Source organism: Kitasatospora sp. NPDC058032, assembly GCF_042885845.1.
In the GTDB taxonomy this organism is placed as follows: Bacteria; Actinomycetota; Actinomycetes; order Streptomycetales; family Streptomycetaceae; genus Kitasatospora.
Window position 1 is genome coordinate 105,196 of the sequence record NZ_JBHVRK010000002.1, and the last position, 16,841, is coordinate 122,036.

Genomic DNA, 16,841 nt, shown 5'->3' on the forward strand with positions numbered 1-16,841 from the left:
GGCTCGACCACGGAGGGTGCGTCGGTACACCGACAGACCCTCCGGGTACCGTCGTGCCCGGCGGGGGGCTGCTGACCTTCCGTCGTATCCGGAGGAAGGAAGAGCAGCCGCACATGGTCTACCCAGGGTTCACCACCGGGCCGGTCGCGCCCAGTACGTCGCCGTTCGCCAGTCCCGCACCCCGGGCGACCCCCTCCCCGGGACCGACCCCGGCCCCCGCCGCGGGCACCCCCGCCGCCGCGCCGGGCCCGGTACCGTCCCCCTCCCCCGGCGTGAACCCGGGCGGCACCACCACCCGGCTCGACCGCCCCTACGAGCTCAACGCCTCGGCCGGCATCGCCCGCCAGATCGCCGCCGACCTCGACAAGGCCAACGGCAAGGGCGGCAACAACCTCGCCGAGCACGCCTCCACCGCCGCCGGTCGGATCCGCGGCTTCGCCTTCGGCGGCACGCTCACCGGCTCCACCGAACGCTGGCTCCAGCAGTGCAAGACCCTGCACGACAAGCTGACCGGCACCGCCGACAGGCTCGATGCCACCCAACGCGCCTACCAGTCCAACGAGACCTCCACCGCCGGCCGGTTCGGCCGGCCCGGCCGCTGAGCGGAGAGGAGCAACCCCCATGGTGTCCTTCAAGGAACTCCACGAGGCCGACTTCGCCGGCGTGACCGAGGCCGCCGACGCCTGGACCGCGATGGCGACGGCCCTGGACGGCCTCGACTCACGCGTTGCCCGCGACCTCACCGGCACCCCGCAGCGGGCCGGCTGGGAGGGGCCCGCCGCCGTCCAGGCGGGCGCCACCCTCAAGGGCGTCGACACCGACGTCACCCAGGCCGCCGCGGTGGCCAAGGCGCTCGCCGCGATCATCCGCGACGCCGCCGCCGACTTCACCGCCGCCCGCAAGGCCCTCGACGCCGTGATCCACGACGCCGAGACGCAGACCATGACCGTCAGCGCCGACGGGGAGGTCCGCTGGCCGCCGATGCCCGGCTCGCACAACGACCCGGACGCCGGAGCGGCGATCAAGAAGTACGACGCCGAGATGAAGGCCAAGGCCGAGGCGATGTCCGCCCGGCTCACCAAGGCCGTCCAGCAGGCCACCACCGCCGACCAGCGTGCCGCCGTCGCCCTGCAGACCGACGTCGGCACCAGCACCACCGCCTTCAACGCCAAGCCCTACGGCGGCGGCGACGCGGCCGACGGCAGGCGCGCCGCCGACCTGCTGGCCAAGGGCGGCAGCCTCTCCGACGACGAACTGAAGCGGCTGCAGGACCTGATGGCCACCGGCGCCGGCTCCCGGGAGTTCTCCACCAGCCTGCTCAACAGCCTCAACGCCGGCGGCCACGGCGGCCCCGAGGCGCTGCTCGACTACGCCAAGGTCTACGGCGACCTCGCCCGGAGCGACCACAACGCTCCGCAGTACCAGGACCTCTACGGCCGTCTCGGCCAGGTGCTCGCCACCGCCACCAGGGACGGCGGCATGGGCAGGGCCTGGGAGGACGAGCTGCTCAAGGCCGCCCGCAGGCCCGGCGGCTCGGCGGCCGGGTACAACGAGAACTACCGGGCGCTCACCGAGCTGATGGGCGCCGAGGGCGACTTCGACAAGCCGTTCCTGACGAAGGTCGGCAACGACCTGGTCGACTACGAGCGCGGCAGCAGGCTCAAGGGCGAGGAGCTCTGGGGTCCCGACTACTCCGCCGTCACCGGCCGGCAGGGCGACCCGATGCGCGGGCTGATGAAGGCGATGAGCCACCACCCGGAAGCGGCCAAGGAGTTCCTCGACCCGGGCACCGGTAAGAACCTCGATTACCTGCTCAAGGACCGGGCGTGGCCCAACCAGGGCTACGAGCACAATCAGGACGACGCCCTCGCCCGGGACACCTCGCGCGGCGCCTTCGGCGACGCCCTCCAGGCCGCCACCACCGGCCGCGACCCGCACGGCGACCAGCCGCCGGTCCGCCCGCACGACGAGGCGATGGCCCGGATCATGTCCGACACCATCACCCACTTCGGCGGCGACCACGCCGGCGCCGAGAACGATCTGCCCGTCGCACTGCGCCGGCCGTTCGGCGCGATGATCGCCGACTACGCCGCCGACACCTACGAGATCCTGGGCAAGGAGACCGGCGGGACCTCGGAGACCAGCGGGCTCACCGTCAGGCGGGACCAGATGCTGCGGGTCATCCGCGGCGTCGCCGAGGACCCCGCCGCGTTCCAGCCCATCACCCTCGCCGAGACCGAGGAGATCGCCCGTCGGCTGAAGGAGTACCCGGACGAGGCGTTCCAACCGGACCGAACGGGCCATCCGAACCACCGGATCGAGGGCTTCGCCCACGAGGCGGGCGAGGTCATGGGCGCGCTCAGCGGCGTGCGCACCGACGTCATCGCCGACCATCGGGACGACCAGAACTTCCGCACCAACTGGACCGCCAAGATGCAGTACCACGTGATCGGCGCACCGCTGACGCCCATCCCCGTCGTGGGCGATCTGGTTCAACGACTGGTCGACGTCGGTACCTCCGTCCACGCCAACCAGATCGTCGCCGATACGGGTCGGGAGGCCGCCGCACAGATCTCCGACACCTTCCGAGCCGGCGACGAGCAGCTCAAGGCGATGGTCCGGGGGCGCGCCCAGGCCGCGGGAATCCCGCTGCACGAGCTCAACGCCACCGGCGGCGTCACCACGGCACTGCTGAACGAGGTCGACAAGAGCTACCAGACCGGCGTCGACAACGCCTACCGCCAGGCACTCGGACGGGACTGATGAACGAACCGACGAAGGAACACCAGCCCGTGAGCGACCGGGTCGACGCGGCACTGAGCAGGCGCGGGTTCACCACCCGGGCGCTGCGGCTGCGGGCGGCCGGGGTGCTGCTGGCGATCACGGCCGGGGTGTCCGGGGTGCTGCTGTTCAGGTACACCAACGTCCTCGGGCCGGACAGCGTGTGCGGGGGCGCGGCAAGCGCCGACGCCGTGCACGCCGCACTGGGGCCGGGGCGGATCAGCGAGGAGAAGTCCGCTGACTACTCGCCCACCGCGGTGGACCGGAACCAGTACTGCAGCGCCAAAGTGAGCTTCGGCCTGTTCGGGGACACCGAGCAGAGCGTCAGCTTCGGGATCTCCGTGGTCCGGAGCGTCGGTGCCGAATCCCGCCCCGGGGCGCGGCTCTTCGCCGAGCACGGTGCGGTGGGTGCGGTGACTCCGGGTGGCGCGTGGGCGCTGCTTCCGGAGGGCTGCCCCACCGGCTTGCGGGCCTCGGTCGGCACCGGCCACGACGGGAAGGACGGCGACCACGCGGAAGGTGTCGCCCGCCTCGCCGTCGAGCTCGCCGGCCTCGCCGCGAAGGACCGCAACTGCGGCAGCACCCCGCCCGCGCCGAGCACGCTGTCCCCGGCGGGCGCGGAGCAGCCGGTCGACTGGAACAACCTCTGCGGCCTGCCCGGCATGGCGGTCACCAGGGCACCCGACGCGGACCACGAGGACTGGTACCGCCAGCAGGCCACCACGGCCTTCTCCCCCGTCTGGTCCTGCGACGTGACCGACAAGCCGACCGGGAGGCCCGTGGCATCGTTTGCCGTCGTCACCGATCCCCGGGCGGTGGACCTCCCGCCGGAGGGGGAGCACTCCACGGCGTTCGGCCGGAGCACGTGGGCCGGCAGCTCGAACGAGGACGTGGTGGCCCTCTGCCAGGGCCGGAGGACGTACTTCCACTACGAGGAGCGCCCCGCCCCGGCCCTCAGGAGCCAACGCCTGCTTCCCGACACCGAGGCCGTCTGGACGCGGTTCCTCTCCGCCGCCGGCACGGCGATCGGCTGCGAGCCGATCATCCCCTAGCCGCCCCTCCTCCCCGAGGACCGCCGCCTCCCCCTCCGGTTCCCCCCGGCGGGGGAGGCGGATCCGGTTGGCGGAGGACGTGCGGGCGGGCGGGTGCGCGGGAGTGTGGGCGCATGACCTCGACGCTTCCGCTCCTGCCCACGGCCCCGGCCGCCCCGACCGCCGTCCCACCGGTACCCGCACCTGTCGGCCGGGTGCGGACCGTCGCGGCCTGGACGGCTGTCGCGGCGACCGTCCCCTACCTCACCCTCAAGCTGCTCTGGTTGACCGGCCACCCGGTCGGGGCCGGGGACGCCGAGGCCATGGACGACCTGTGGCTCCTCAACCTGCTCACCTTCGGCATGGACGCCATCGCCGTCGTCCTGGCGTTCGCGTTCGTCCGGCCGTGGGGGCGGCGCGCGCCGGCCGGGCTGCTGGCCTTCCCGATGTGGGTCGCGACCGGACTGCTCGGCACCATCCTGGTCGCCCTGCCGCTCTTCCTGCTGTCCTCGCTGGTGCTCGGACCGGAGGCCGCGCGGCCCGGAAGCGACGAAGGGCCGAGCGGCTGGGTGTTCACCGTGGTGTACGGCGGCTTCGCCGTCCAGGGGCTGGCGCTGATCACCGGGTTCCTGCTGTACGCCCGGGAGCGCTGGGCCGGGCTGCTGCGCCGCGACCGGATCGGCGACCTGCCGCACTCCCCCACGCTGACCACCCAGCGGGCCTTCGCCTGCGTCGCCGCGCTGCTCGCCGCCGGGGTCGCGGCGGCCCGGCTGTACTGGGCGTTCGGCGGGGCCGCCGGGCTGCCGGTGACCTGGCAGGAGCAGCGCGGCCGGAGCGTGGCGATCATGGACGCCGTGACGGCCGTGATGGCGGTGACCGCGGTGGCGGCGCTGCTGGTGCTGGTGTTCCGGCGCCGGCCGGAGTGGCGGCTGCGCGGCCCGCTGGCGGTGCTGTGGACCGCGGCCGGCTCGGTGTTCGCCTGGGGCTCCTGGCAGTTGGTGGCGTTCGGGACGTCCGTCACGGCCCCCGCCGACCCGCGCGCGGCGGTGCCGGGGCTGCTGCCGCTGGTGGAGTCGGTGCAGGTGGTGACCGGGCTGCTGGTGCTGGCCGTGGGCGCGGTCGCGCTGGTCGAGCGGGCCGCGGCGGGCGCCGTCCGGGACACCGCCTGGGCCGCGGCGACCGGCCCGGCCGCCGGAACCCCCGAGGCCCCCGGCGGCGCTGACGTAGAGTCTGGGAAATGATCACGGGGGCGGGTCGGGAGCCGGACGGGAGCGGTGGCGCGCTGCGGCGGGCCGCGGGTGCGCTGTTCGGGCGGCGGGCCCGGCTGCGCTGGGTGCACCTGGTGCTCGGCGGCGCGCTGCTGATGCCGTACTGGATGCTGGCGACGGTCGCGCTGGGCGCGCTGGACCCGCGCAAGGGCTCGCTGCTGCAGGTGCTGCTCTACTTCGCCGCGCTCGCCGTCTCGCTCCCGATGGCCGCCGTCACCGCCCTGGTCCCGACCGTCCGGGCGCTGGAGGGCGCGGCGGCCCTGGCGCTGTGCACGCCCCGGCGGGCGGCGGAGGTGGTCACCGGCCCGGCCCGGTCCTGGGCGGCCCGGCGGCGGACGGCCGCGTGGTTCGTCCTGCACCTGCTGTTCGGCGGCGTGGTCAGCGGGATGACGCTGGCCGGTACGCCGTTCGCGGTGGTGCTGATCCTGCGGCCGACCGGCTTCGAGGAGGCGGTGCGGTTCTGGGAGGACCGGGGTGTGCCCGGCTGGCTGCCCGGTCCGCTGCTCGGCGCCGCGCTGCTGGCGCTGATCGTCGGCACCAGCGCCGGCCTGGGCGGGCTGCTGGCACGGTGGGCGCCGGTACTGCTCGGCCCGACCCCGGACGAGCGGCTGGCCACCGCCGAACGGCGGGCCGCCGTACTCGCCCAGCGCAACCGGCTGGCCCGTGAGCTGCACGACTCGGTCGGCCACGCGCTGAGCGCCGTGGGCATCCAGGCCTCGGCCGCCGCCCGGGTGCTGCGCTCCGACCCGGAGTTCGCGGCGGAGGCGCTGGCCGCCATCGAGGAGACCGCGCGCGGCGCCGTCGCCGAACTGGACGCGGTGCTGGGGCTGCTGCGCGAGGAGGACGGCGACGCGGCCGGGCCCGCCGGGCCGACCCTCGCCGGGTTGGACGACCTGCTGCGGCAGCTGGCCCGCACCGGGCTGGCGGTGGACGCCGAGCTGGCCCCCGGGCTGGACCGGCTGCCGGCCGCGTTCTCCCGCGAGGCCTACCGGATCGTCCAGGAGGGCCTGACCAACGTCCTGCGGCACGCCGGCCCGGACGGCTCCGCGCCCGCGCGGCTGCGGGTCGCGCCGGCCGGCGGGCGGCTGGAGATCGAACTGACCAACCCGCTCGGCCGGTCGCGGCCCAGCCGGCCCGGCGGCGGGCGCGGGCTGCGCGGGATCGGCGAACGCGCGGCGGCGCTGCGCGGGGGCTGCGAGGCCGGGCCGGCGGACGACGGGACGACGTGGCGGCTGGCCGTCTGGCTGCCGGTGGGAGGAACGCGGTGAACGACGGGGGCACGGTGAACGACAGGAGCGCGGTGAACGACGGGGGCGCGGTGAACGACAACGGGAACGTGGCGGAGGCCTCGGGGGCCATGGCCGGCCGTCCGGTCCGGGTGGTGATCGCCGACGACGAGCGGCTGGTGCGCACGGGTCTGCGGGTGGTGATCGACGCCGAACCGGACCTCACCGTCGTCGGAGAGGCGGCCGACGGCGCCGAGGTGGTGCCGCTGGTGCGCGAACTGCGGCCGGACGTGGTGCTGATGGACGTCCGGATGCCGGGGATCGACGGCATCCGGGCCACCGAGCAGCTGGTCGGCGGGATGGCCGACCCGCCCCGGATCCTGGTGGTCACCACCTTCGAGCACGACGACCACGTGTACGACGCGCTGCGGGCGGGGGCCGCCGGGTTCCTGCTGAAGCGGGCGCGGGCCGAGGAGATGGTGCAGGCGGTGCGGCTGATCGCGCGCGGCGACTCGCTGCTGTTCCCGGCGGCCGTACGCGAACTGGCCCTGCGGTACGCGGCCCCGGGTGGCGGGCCGGGCGCCGCCCGGGCCGGCCGCCAGGCGTCCGACCGGGGCCCGATCGGACGGCTGACCGGGCGGGAGGCGGAGGTGCTGCGGCTGATGGCGGTCGGGCTCAACAACGGGGAGATCGCCGCGGAACTCGTGGTCAGCCAGGAGACGGTCAAGACCCACGTGGGCGGCGTGCTGGCCAAGCTGGGCGCGCGGGACCGCACCCAGGCGGTGATCGCGGCGTACGAGTCGGGCTTCGTACTGCCGGGCTGAGCACCGCCCCCGGGCCTCCGGCACCCCCGCGCTCAGGGGCTTCCCGGCGCCCGGTGCTCAGATCCGCCAGACGCGGATCCGGTCGGCCGCCGCGAACACGTCCGCCCGCCCCTCGGCGATGTCCCGGGCCAGCTCCACCAGCGCCCCGTACGGCGGGTCGATGCCCTCCCCGGCCGCGTGCATGTACGCCGCCGTCGTCATGCAGGCGTACAGGTTGTTGCGCACCGGGAGCGGCCGCAGCAGCACGATCGTGTGCATCAGAGTAGCCGCGCACCAGGCCGGATCGGCGTCGTGGCCCAGCTGCGCGGTGTTCACCCGGTGCCGGGCGACGGCCGCCTGCAGCGCCGAGTAGTCCCGCACGCTGAGGTCCTCCGGCGAGGCCAGCTCCTGGACGTCGAGCAGCCAGCGCAGATCGACCCGCAGCAGCATCATCGCGGCACCCTCATCGCCCCCGCCCCCGCGTCCGCCCCGTTCAGGCGGCCGGCGCGTCCTCCGGGAACTCCCGGTCGAACTCCTCGCGGTGCGCGTTCCAGAACGCCACCGCGTGGGAGACGAACACCCGGCGCTGCTGCTCCCGCACACTCAGGTCGTGCACATAGGCCTTGACGCTCTTGCCGTCGGCGGCGGCCGCCTCGCGAATGGCGGCGAGTTCGTGCTCCGTGTACTCGATGTTGAGTGCTGGCATGGCGCCGATGGTACTGGAGCACAAGGGAGTTGGACACCGAGACGGCATGCCCGAGACCACCCCGGGCGGGCGTACGCCGCCGGTCGGATCCGGGCGCCGCCGGTGTACCTCCCTGGTCGGGGTACGGACCGCTCCACAGGCTGACGTCCGGTGGCCGGACCGCTCCGTACCGTCAACTCATGGGCGGCGGAGGGGTTCCGCGGGGGAGGCCCGGAGCTGGAGGCACAGGACACGGCATGGGTATCGGACACAGGACATCGATCGCCCGGGCGGCGGGCGTCGCGGCGGTCGCGCTCGCACTCACGGCGGGGACGGCGGGCGCGGCCGGGGCGGTCGGCGGCGCGCCGGACGGGGACGGCGCGGCGGGACGGCCGGGCGTCAACCGGCTGGAGGGCGTCTGGCAGACGGACGGGTACGGCACGATCGTCGAGATCCACGGGGCTACCTTCACCACCTACGACGTGACCCGGATCAGCTGCACCCCGGGCTTCCTGGGCGGCACGCAGGTGGGCGCGCCCGGGCACGACGGCGCCGTCCGCTACGGCCGGGCGGGCAAGACGTACGCGGAGCTGACGCTCACTCCCCAGGGGCGCAACCGGGCGGTGTACCGGGAGGACTCCTCCGTCGGGACCAGGAACCTGTCCCGGCTGCCCGGCGGACTGCCGGCTCGGTGCACGCGGCCGGCGCCGCAGGACGCGCTCGCGGTCTTCGACCGGTTCTGGGCGGACTTCGAGGAGAACTACCCCTTCTTCGCCGCCAAGGGCATCGACTGGCAGGCCCGGGGCGCGCAGGCACGGGCGGGGATCACCCCGCAGACCGACACCGACACGCTCCAGGGGATCCTCACCGGCCTCCTGGAACCGCTCGGCGACGCGCACACCGCGCTGGGACGCAAGCGCACCGACGGCGGGTTCGGCCTGGTCTTCGGCGGGCAGCGCCCGGGCACTCAGGATCCCGACGACGAGACCCGGGAGCAGGCGGGGCGGGCGGTCGCCGCTCAGCTCGTCGCCCCCGAGCAGACCTTCGGCCGCGGCCGGCTGGGTGTCGGCGAACTCCCGGGGGGCATCGGCTACCTGCGGGTGAGCGCCTTCGACGGGTACGTCGCCGACGCCCCCTACCAGACCAAGGAGGCCGAGCTGGACCGGGCACTGGACGCCCTGCTGGCCCACCCCGACCGGCTGAACGGCCTGGTGATCGACCTGCGGCTGAACGGCGGCGGTTCGGACGCGCTGGGGCTGCGGATCGCCTCCCGGCTCACCGACCGGCCGTTCCTCGCCTACCGCAAGGTGGCGCGCAACGACCCGGCCGACCCGACCGCCTACACCCGGCCGGACCCGCTCACCGTCCGGCCCATCGCCGGGGCCACCCGCTACACCGGGCCGATCGCCCTGCTCACGGCCGGCTCGACGGTGAGCGCGGGCGAGACCTTCACCCAGGCGATGGCCGAACGGCGCCCGGCGCCGGTGCGGATCGGCGAGAACACCCAGGGCGTCTTCTCCGACGTCATGATCAAACTGATCTCCGACGACCTGCTCATCGGCCTGCCGAACGAGAAGTTCCTCACCCGCGACGGCAGCACCTTCGACGGCCCGGGCATCCCGCCGGACGTCCGCACCCCGGTCTTCACCCCGGAGGAGCTGAGCCAGGGCCGGGACTCCGCCCTGACCGCGGCCCGCGGGATCCTCGGTGCGCAGCGCTGACCGGCCGGCCCGTGCCGCGGCCGTGCTCGCCGTCGCCCTCGTGGTGACGGCGGGCACGGCCGTGCCCGCCCTGGCCTCCGGGGGCGGCGCCGGCCCCCGGCTCGACGGGGTCTGGCGGATGGACGGGTACGGCACCCTGCTCACCGTCTCCGGCACGCGACTCACCTCCTACGACGTCACCAGGAACAGTTGCACGCCCGGGGTGACCTCCGCCGACCGGTTCGGCGCGCCGCTGCCCGGCGGCGCCGTCCGCTACGGCACCCCCGGGTCACCCTTCGGCCAGCTGACCATCACCCCGCACGGACGCCACCGGGCCGTGTACACGAGGGACGGGGCCACCGGCACCCGCGCGCTGGAACGGCTGCCCGACGGGCTGCCGGCGCAGTGCACGCGGCCGGTCTCCGACGATCCCCTCGCGGTGTTCGACAGGTTCTGGGACGGCTTCGAGGAGAACTACCCCTTCTTCGCCGCCAAGGGTGTCGACTGGCACGCCGCGCGGGCGACGTACCGGCCGACGGTCACCGCGGAGAACCTGGTGGACACGATCATCACCATGGTCGCGCCGCTCCGGGACTCGCACGTCGCGCTGCTCCGGGCGAGCCCCGACGGCAGGTACACCACCTTCTTCCGGGCGATGCGGGACGGCACCGTGGCACCGACCCCGGAGCTTCTGGGCACCGTGCTGCCGCCGATCGGCGCCCAACTGGCCGCCCCCGAGCAGCCGTTCGGGGGCGGCATCCTCGGGGTCGGCGAACTCCCGGACGGCATCGGCTACCTGCGGGTGAGCGCGTTCGGCGACTACGTCGACCAGGGCGGCCAGCGGGAGCAGGAGGCCGAGCTCGACCGGGCCGTCGACGCCCTGCTCGACCGGCCGCGCGCCAGGCCGCTGCGCGGGGTGGTGATCGACATCCGGGTGAACGGCGGTGGTTCGGACGCGCTGGCCGTGCGGCTCGCCTCCCGGTTCACCGACCGGCCGTACCAGGCCTACCGCAAGGTGGCCCGCAACGACCCGGCCGACCCGACCGCCTTCACCCGGCCCCAACCGGTGACCGTCCGCCCCGCCGCCGGGGCGAGCCGCTTCACCGGGCCGGTGGCGCTGCTCACCTCGGGCTCGACCGTGAGCGCGGGCGAGACCTTCACCCAGGCGATGATGGGCCGCAGCCCGCACGTCACCCGGATCGGCGAGAACACCCAGGGCGTCTTCTCGGACCAGCTGCCCCGCCGGCTCTCCTCGGACCTCCTGCTCCTCCTTCCGAACGAGGAGTTCCTCACTCCCGCCGGCACCACCTTCGACGGGCCGGGCATCCCGCCGGACGTCCGCACCCCGGTCTTCACCCCGGCCGAACTGGCCGGGCTGAAGGACTCCGCCCTGACCGAGGCGCGGCGGCTGCTCACCGCCGGGTCCGGCCCGGGCTGACCGGCCCGGGCCGACCGGCCGGCGCAGGAGCGCCGGTGCTGCTCGGCGGTGCCGCATCGGCCGGCGCTACATGGGCTCCACCGCCCGCAGCGCGCCGTCCAGCTCCAGCCAGCGGGTGACACCCAGGCCGCGCAGGAACGGCACGTCGTGGCTGGCCACGATCAGCGCCCCCTGATAGGCGGCGAGCGCCTGGGTGAGCTGGCGGACGCTGGCCAGGTCGAGGTTGTTGGTCGGCTCGTCGAGCAGCAGCAGCTGCGGCGGCGGGTCGGCCAGCAGCAGCGCGGCCAGGGTGGCCCGGAACCGCTCGCCTCCGGAGAGCGTGCCGGCCGGCTGGTCGGCCCGCCCGCCGCGGAACAGGAACCGGGCCAGCCGGGCCCGGACCGCGTTGTCCCCCGCGCCCGGCGCGAACAGCTTGACGTTGCCCACGACGGTCAGCCCGTCGTCGAGCAGGTCGAGCCGCTGCGGGAGGTGGCGCACCGGCACCGGGGTGACGACCTCGCCCTCCAGCGGGGCGAGTTCACCGGCGATGGTGCGCAGCAGGGTGGACTTGCCCGCGCCGTTGCGGCCGACCAGCGCGATCCGCTCGGGCCCGCGCAGGTCGAGGTCGGCGGTGATGCCGTGCGGCAGCCGGACCTTGTCCAGGGTGAGCACGGTGCGCCCGGCCGGCACCGCGGTGCGGGGCAGGTCGATCCGGATCTCCGCGTCGTCCCGGACGGCCTCCTCGGCGACGGTCAGCTTGCGCTTGGCCTCCTCCAGGCGCTCGGTGTGCATGCCCTGGATCCGGCCGGCGGTCTCCTGGCCCTGGCGTTTGAGCTTGCCGGCGAAGATGTGCGGATCGTTGCGGGTGACCGAGCGCTTCCTGCCGTAGCCGGCGCTGCGTTCCAGTCGCATCCGGGCCTCGGCGAGGTCCCGCTTCTGGCGGTGGACGTCGGCCTCGGCGTTGCGCAGCAGCCGCTCGGCGGTCTCCTGCTGGGCGACGACGGTGCGCTCGTACTCGGCGAAGTTGCCGCCGTACCAGGTGACCTGACCGTCCCTCAGTTCGGCGATCTGGTCGACGTGCTGGAGCAGTTCGCGGTCGTGGCTGACGATCACCATCACGCCGCCCCAGCCGGCCACCGTCTCGTGGAGCCGCTGCCGGGCGGAGCGGTCCAGGTTGTTGGTCGGCTCGTCGAGCAGCAGCACGTCGGGGCGGCGCAGCAGCAGGGTGGCCAGCCGCAGCAGGACGGCCTCGCCGCCGGAGAGTTCGCCGGTGGTGCGGTCGAGGTCGAGCCGGTGCAGGCCGAGCCGGTCGAGCAGGGCGCGGGCGCGCTCCTCGACGTCCCAGTCGTCGCCGACCGCGTCGAAGTGGCGCTGGTCGGTGGAGCCGGTCTCGATGGCGTGCAGGGCCTCGCGGGCGGCCCGGACGCCGAGCGCCTCGTCGACCCGCAGGCCGGTGTCCAGGGTGAGGCCCTGCGGCAGGTAGCCGATCTCGCCGGCCGCCCTGACCGCGCCCGAGGTGGGGGTGAGTTCGCCCGCCAACAGGCGCAGCAGGGTGGACTTGCCGGCGCCGTTGAGCCCGATCAGCCCGGTGCGGCCGGGGCCGACGGCGAGGTGGAAGCGGTCGAGGACGGGCCTGCCGTCCGGCCACTCGAAGGTGAGGTCGGTGCAGAGCAGTGAGGTGGTGGGTTGTGCCATGGAAAGCCTCCCGGAGGTCGCCGACGTGGTCGTGGAGCAACACGGGGAGACACCGCGGGTGCGGGTGGGGACCGGGAGGGAGGGCCGGGGATCGTCAGAAGGACGGGGGACGCCGGGCCGGCTCACCACTGAGGTCGGGCACACGCACACTCACGGACCGCGTGCAGCGACACGGCTGCGATGCGGCGGGGGCGGTGTCTCGGGACCTCAGTAGATCAATGGCCTTCTCCTGTTCTGGCGACTGGCAGGCATCACGCTACGGAGGGCCCCCGAGGCGTGCAACCGGTTTTTTCGGTGCCGATCACGTGCCGATCCGGTGACGGCCGCGCCCCGGAACGGTCCGGGGACGGAGGCCGTCCGCAGCGCATGGCAGACTCCTCCCCTGCCACCCGCTCGACACTCGCGGCCGTGGCGTGCATTCACAGGGGGAACAGAACAGATGTCACCGATATCCCGGGCGACGCGTGCCGCGCTGGGCGCTTCCGTCGTCGCGCTGACCATGGTCGTCGCGACCGCGTGCGGCCCGGACAACAGCGACCCGGTCGCCGACCCGTCCGGCGCGCAGACCGCCGCCGCGACCACCGCGGCCACCGCGGGCTCCACCGGCAAGCCGGGCGGCCTGCCGCCGATCAAGCTGCCGACCGCCGACGAGCTCAAGAAGTGGAGCTTCGACGACTGGGACAAGTGGGCCCAACAGAACGTCATCACCCCGGCGGTCAAGGGCTTCTGGGACCTCCAGAAGATCCTCAAGGCCAAGCCGGCCAAGCCCGGCCCGGGCAACCAGCCCACCGCCCAGCCGACCGCGCAGCCGACGTCGGCCGCCCCGACGGCCCAGCCGACCAGCGCCGCACCCACCCAGCCGGGCGGCACCGGCGGCGGCCAGAACGACCCGCAGCCCAAGCCGGTCGAGATGAAGCCCGTCGCCCACCCGTACGCCAAGCCGGCCCACGTCAACGGCAAGCTGTTCTTCCAGGACGGCAACCAGGACTACGTCTGCTCCGGCACCGTCGTCTCCGACCCGGCCAACCCGGGGAAGAGCAACCTGGTCTGGACGGCCAGCCACTGCCTGCACGGCGGCAAGGGCGGCAAGTACCACACCAACATCACCTTCGCCCCGGCCTTCAACAGCACCGGCGCGGTCAGCGGCGGCAAGCAGGGCTCGCTCGCCGAGGCCGAGCCGTACGGCGAGTGGGGCGCCGTCGCGGGCATGGTCGCCCCGCAGTGGACGGCCGAGGCCGACCCGGAGAACGGCGGCCCGTGGAGCCAGTACGACTTCGGCATCCTCAGGGTGGCCAACCCGGACGGCAGCGCCAAGTCGCTGGAGGAGGTCGTCGGCGGCTCGGTGCCGGTCTGGTTCAATGCCCCGCGCGAGCAGATCGCCACGGTGAGCACCTACGGCTACCCGGCCGGCAAGCCCTTCGACGGCATGGAGCTGGAGCACTGCGAGGCCGGCAAGCCGGCCCGCCGCTCGATGGACCCGGCCCGCCCGACCATGCTGATGACCGGCTGCAACGGCACCGGCGGCGACAGCGGCGGCGGCTGGTTCACCACCAAGGACGGCAAGCAGGTCCTGGTGTCGGACACCTCCATCGGCGGCTTCGACAACACCTGGGAGGCCGGCCCGTACCTGGACGACGTCGCCCAGCACGCGCTGGACTACTTCTCCAAGAAGAGCAAGTGACCCCGGTCACGGCCTGACCCGCTCCGACCTCCCCGCCGGGGGCGGCGGCACCCCCGTGTGCCGGCGCCCCCGGCGGCGTCCGTGCCCGCCCGCCTAGAATCGGGGCATCATGAGCGCCACACTCGTCGTCAAGGACCTCGCCGCCGGCCACGGCGAGCGCACCCTCTTCTCCGGCCTGGACCTGGTCGTCGCCCCCGGTGACGTGATCGGCCTGGTCGGTGTCAACGGAGCCGGCAAGTCCACCCTGCTGCGGCTGCTGGCCGGCCTGGACGCCCCGGAGGGCGGTTCGGTGCGGCTCAGCCCGGCCACCGCCAACGTCGGCCACCTCCCGCAGGAGCCGGAGCGCCGCCCGGAGGAGTCGGTCCGCGACTTCCTGGCCCGCCGCACCGGGGTGGCCGCCGCGCAGGCCGCGCTGGACGAGGCCACCCAGGGCCTGGTGGACGGCGTGCCCGGCGCCGACGACGCCTACGCGGTGAACCTGGACCGCTGGCTGGACCTCGGCGGCGCCGACCTGGAGGAACGGGCCGAGGAGGTCGCCGACTCGCTCGGCCTCAAGGTCTCCCTGGACCTGCCGATGACGGCCCTGTCCGGCGGCCAGGCGGCCCGGGCCGGCCTGGCCTCGCTGCTGCTCTCCCGCTACGACGTCTTCCTGCTCGACGAGCCCACCAACGACCTCGACCTGGACGGCCTGGAGCGGCTGGAGGCCTTCGTCAAGGGCCTGCGCGCGGGCACCGTGGTGATCAGCCACGACCGCGAGTTCCTGGCCCGCACCGTCACCAAGGTGCTGGAGCTGGACCTGCACCAGGGGCAGGTCAACCTCTACGGCGGCGGCTACGAGGCGTACCTGGAGGAGCGCGCCACCGCCCGCCGGCACGCCCGCGAGGAGTACGAGGAGTACGCCGACACCAAGGCGGGCCTGGAGGCCCGGGCCCGGATGCAGCGCGGCTGGATGGAGAACGGCGTGCGCAACGCGCGCCGCAAGTCCAGCGACAACGACAAGATCGGGCGCGCGATGCGCACCGAGTCCACCGAGAAGCAGGCCGCCAAGGCCCGCCAGACGCAGCGGATGATCGAGCGCCTCGACGTGGTCGACGAGCCGCGCAAGGAGTGGGAGCTGCGGATGGAGATCGCCACCGCGCCGCGCTCCGGCTCGGTGGTCGCCACCCTGCGCGGGGCCACCGCCCGGCGCGGCGACTTCACGCTCGGCCCGGTCGACCTGCAGATCGACTGGGCGGACCGGGTGGCCATCACCGGCGCCAACGGCGCGGGCAAGTCCACCCTGCTGGCCGCCCTGCTGGGCCGGCTCGAACTCGACGGGGGCAGCGCCGCGCTGGGCTCCGGCGTGGTGGTCGGCGAGGTGGACCAGGCCCGCGGGCTGTTCCTCGGCGGGGAGCCGCTGCTGGAGGCGTTCGCCGCCGCCGTCCCGGAGCTCGCGCCGGAGGAGGTGCGCACCCTGCTGGCCAAGTTCGGCCTGAAGGCGGTGCACGTGCTGCGCCCGGCGGACACCCTCTCCCCCGGCGAGCGCACCAGGGCGGCGCTGGCGCTGCTCCAGGCGCGCGGGGTGAACCTGCTGGTGCTGGACGAGCCCACCAACCACCTGGACCTGCCCGCGATCGAGCAGCTGGAGTCGGCGCTCGGCTCGTACACCGGCACGCTGCTGCTGGTCACCCACGACCGGCGGATGCTGGACACCGTCGCGGTGAACCGGCGGATCGAGGTCGGCGGCGGCCGGGTCCGCGAACTGTAGTCGAGGAGACGGCGGCGGGCCGGGAGGGGAGGTCCAGACCTCTTCCCCGACCCGCCGTCATGTGCTGTGCTGTCGCCCATGGTTGACAGCACAGCGCTCGACAGCGCGGTGGCCGACGCGTCCTACCCGACCGTCCCGCTCACCCCCATGACCGTGCCCGCCCACGAGGCCGAGGCCCGCAGCAAGGCGTTCCACGACGTGATGGACCAGCGCCGGACCGTCCGCGACTATTCGACCCGCCCGATCCCGGAGGGCGTCGTCGAGTGGGCCGTCCGCACCGCCAACACCGCGCCGAGCGGCGCGCACGTGCAGCCCTGGCGGTTCGTGGTGATCACCGATCCGGAGCGCAAGCGCCTGCTGCGGGAGGCCGCCGAGGCCGAGGAGCGCGAGTTCTACGCGCACCGGGCCTCCGAGGAGTGGCTGGCCGCGCTGGCGCCGATCGGCACCGACTGGCACAAGCCGTTCCTGGAGGACGCGCCGGCCGTGATCGTCGTCTTCGAGGTGCACAAGGGCCCCAACTCGCCGCGTCCGTACTACACCAAGGAGTCGGTGGGGATCGCGGTCGGCCTGCTGCTCGCCTCACTGCACCAGGCGGGGCTGGCGACGCTCACCCACACGCCGAGCCCGATGAAGTTCCTCAACGAGGTGTGCGAACGGCCGCAGGAGGAGCGGGCCGCGTACGTCATTCCGGTGGGCTACCCCGCCGAGGGGGCGCGCGTGCCGGACCTGCGGCGCAAGGAGCTCGACGAGGTGCTGATCCGGCTCTGACGCGCCCCCGGCGGGGCCGGCGCGCGGCGGCGGCCGGTG

At 74.4% G+C, this 16,841-nt stretch carries 14 protein-coding genes; 11 read left to right on the forward strand and 3 right to left on the reverse strand.

The genetic code is table 11. The features are described from left to right. The first annotated feature begins 113 nt into the window (after positions 1-113). The 6 genes from ACFVUH_RS03425 (at position 114) to ACFVUH_RS03450 (ending at position 7,130) form a co-directional block, all read left to right on the forward strand. The gene (locus tag ACFVUH_RS03425) at positions 114-602 is read left to right on the forward strand and encodes a hypothetical protein (RefSeq protein WP_387910905.1); all 489 of its coding nucleotides are present in this window, start codon (positions 114-116) and stop codon (positions 600-602) included. A 19-nt stretch (positions 603-621) separates the two neighbouring features. Then, entirely contained in the window at positions 622-2,763 is a 2,142-nt protein-coding gene (locus ACFVUH_RS03430; RefSeq protein WP_387910907.1) for a DUF6571 family protein, read from the forward strand. Between the two features lie 29 nt (positions 2,764-2,792). Further along, positions 2,793-3,833: a hypothetical protein gene (locus tag ACFVUH_RS03435; protein ID WP_387910909.1), complete on the forward strand. Its 1,041-nt coding sequence runs from the start codon at positions 2,793-2,795 to the stop codon at positions 3,831-3,833. Between the two features lie 113 nt (positions 3,834-3,946). After that, a complete protein-coding gene (locus ACFVUH_RS03440) occupies positions 3,947-5,053 on the forward strand; it encodes a hypothetical protein (protein ID WP_387910910.1) in 1,107 nt (368 codons plus the stop codon). Continuing rightward, positions 5,050-6,348: a sensor histidine kinase gene (locus tag ACFVUH_RS03445; protein ID WP_387910912.1), complete on the forward strand. Its 1,299-nt coding sequence runs from the start codon at positions 5,050-5,052 to the stop codon at positions 6,346-6,348. Before ACFVUH_RS03440 ends, ACFVUH_RS03445 begins: the two co-directional genes overlap by 4 nt. Before the next feature lie 89 nt (positions 6,349-6,437). Beyond that, positions 6,438-7,130, forward strand: coding sequence for a response regulator (locus ACFVUH_RS03450; RefSeq protein ID WP_387911322.1), 693 nt, complete (start codon positions 6,438-6,440; stop codon positions 7,128-7,130). A gap of 57 nt (positions 7,131-7,187) precedes the next feature. On the opposite strand, the gene ACFVUH_RS03455 is transcribed toward ACFVUH_RS03450, so the two are convergent. Then, positions 7,188-7,559 carry a toxin Doc gene (locus tag ACFVUH_RS03455; protein WP_387911324.1) on the reverse strand — a complete coding sequence of 124 codons (372 nt, stop codon included), beginning with the start codon at positions 7,557-7,559 and terminating at the stop codon, positions 7,188-7,190. 43 nt (positions 7,560-7,602) lie between these two features. Beyond that, the gene (locus tag ACFVUH_RS03460) at positions 7,603-7,815 is read right to left on the reverse strand and encodes a hypothetical protein (RefSeq protein ID WP_344322900.1); all 213 of its coding nucleotides are present in this window, start codon (positions 7,813-7,815) and stop codon (positions 7,603-7,605) included. A 236-nt stretch (positions 7,816-8,051) separates the two neighbouring features. Here ACFVUH_RS03460 and ACFVUH_RS03465 point away from each other — a divergent pair, with 236 nt between their 5' ends. After that, positions 8,052-9,515, forward strand: a complete 1,464-nt coding sequence (locus tag ACFVUH_RS03465; RefSeq protein WP_387910913.1) for a S41 family peptidase — start codon at positions 8,052-8,054, stop codon at positions 9,513-9,515. Next, positions 9,502-10,932 carry a S41 family peptidase gene (locus ACFVUH_RS03470; protein ID WP_387910915.1) on the forward strand — a complete coding sequence of 477 codons (1,431 nt, stop codon included), beginning with the start codon at positions 9,502-9,504 and terminating at the stop codon, positions 10,930-10,932. Before ACFVUH_RS03465 ends, ACFVUH_RS03470 begins: the two co-directional genes overlap by 14 nt. A gap of 66 nt (positions 10,933-10,998) precedes the next feature. Here ACFVUH_RS03470 and ACFVUH_RS03475 read toward each other — a convergent pair whose 3' ends face one another. Further along, on the reverse strand, positions 10,999-12,606 hold the full coding sequence (locus ACFVUH_RS03475) for an ABC-F family ATP-binding cassette domain-containing protein (RefSeq protein WP_387910917.1): 1,608 nt from the start codon (positions 12,604-12,606) through the stop codon (positions 10,999-11,001). A gap of 439 nt (positions 12,607-13,045) precedes the next feature. On the opposite strand from ACFVUH_RS03475, the gene ACFVUH_RS03480 reads away from it, so the two are divergent. From ACFVUH_RS03480 to ACFVUH_RS03490, 3 genes are all read left to right on the forward strand, one after another. Further along, positions 13,046-14,287 (forward strand): hypothetical protein, encoded by a 1,242-nt coding sequence (locus ACFVUH_RS03480; RefSeq protein ID WP_387910919.1) that lies wholly within the window; start codon positions 13,046-13,048, stop codon positions 14,285-14,287. Positions 14,288-14,396: 109 nt separating this feature from the next. Continuing rightward, complete coding sequence (locus ACFVUH_RS03485; protein WP_355368797.1) at positions 14,397-16,034, forward strand: ABC-F family ATP-binding cassette domain-containing protein; 1,638 nt, start codon at positions 14,397-14,399, stop codon at positions 16,032-16,034. Between the two features lie 78 nt (positions 16,035-16,112). After that, positions 16,113-16,802, forward strand: a complete 690-nt coding sequence (locus tag ACFVUH_RS03490; protein WP_387910921.1) for a nitroreductase family protein — start codon at positions 16,113-16,115, stop codon at positions 16,800-16,802. Positions 16,803-16,841 lie beyond the last annotated feature (39 nt).

Bases quoted from the DNA above. Each gene is read 5' to 3' on its own strand.
- ACFVUH_RS03425 (WP_387910905.1), top strand. From the start codon at position 114: ATGGTCTACCCAGGGTTCACCACCGGGCCGGTCGCGCCCAGTACGTCG.
- ACFVUH_RS03430 (WP_387910907.1), top strand. From the start codon at position 622: ATGGTGTCCTTCAAGGAACTCCACGAGGCCGACTTCGCCGGCGTGACC.
- ACFVUH_RS03440 (WP_387910910.1), top strand. From the start codon at position 3,947: ATGACCTCGACGCTTCCGCTCCTGCCCACGGCCCCGGCCGCCCCGACC.
- ACFVUH_RS03445 (WP_387910912.1), top strand. From the start codon at position 5,050: ATGATCACGGGGGCGGGTCGGGAGCCGGACGGGAGCGGTGGCGCGCTG.
- ACFVUH_RS03450 (WP_387911322.1), top strand. From the start codon at position 6,438: ATGGCCGGCCGTCCGGTCCGGGTGGTGATCGCCGACGACGAGCGGCTG.
- ACFVUH_RS03455 (WP_387911324.1), bottom strand. From the start codon at position 7,559: ATGCTGCTGCGGGTCGATCTGCGCTGGCTGCTCGACGTCCAGGAGCTG.
- ACFVUH_RS03460 (WP_344322900.1), bottom strand. From the start codon at position 7,815: ATGCCAGCACTCAACATCGAGTACACGGAGCACGAACTCGCCGCCATT.
- ACFVUH_RS03465 (WP_387910913.1), top strand. From the start codon at position 8,052: ATGGGTATCGGACACAGGACATCGATCGCCCGGGCGGCGGGCGTCGCG.
- ACFVUH_RS03475 (WP_387910917.1), bottom strand. From the start codon at position 12,606: ATGGCACAACCCACCACCTCACTGCTCTGCACCGACCTCACCTTCGAG.
- ACFVUH_RS03480 (WP_387910919.1), top strand. From the start codon at position 13,046: ATGTCACCGATATCCCGGGCGACGCGTGCCGCGCTGGGCGCTTCCGTC.
- ACFVUH_RS03485 (WP_355368797.1), top strand. From the start codon at position 14,397: ATGAGCGCCACACTCGTCGTCAAGGACCTCGCCGCCGGCCACGGCGAG.
- ACFVUH_RS03490 (WP_387910921.1), top strand. From the start codon at position 16,113: ATGGTTGACAGCACAGCGCTCGACAGCGCGGTGGCCGACGCGTCCTAC.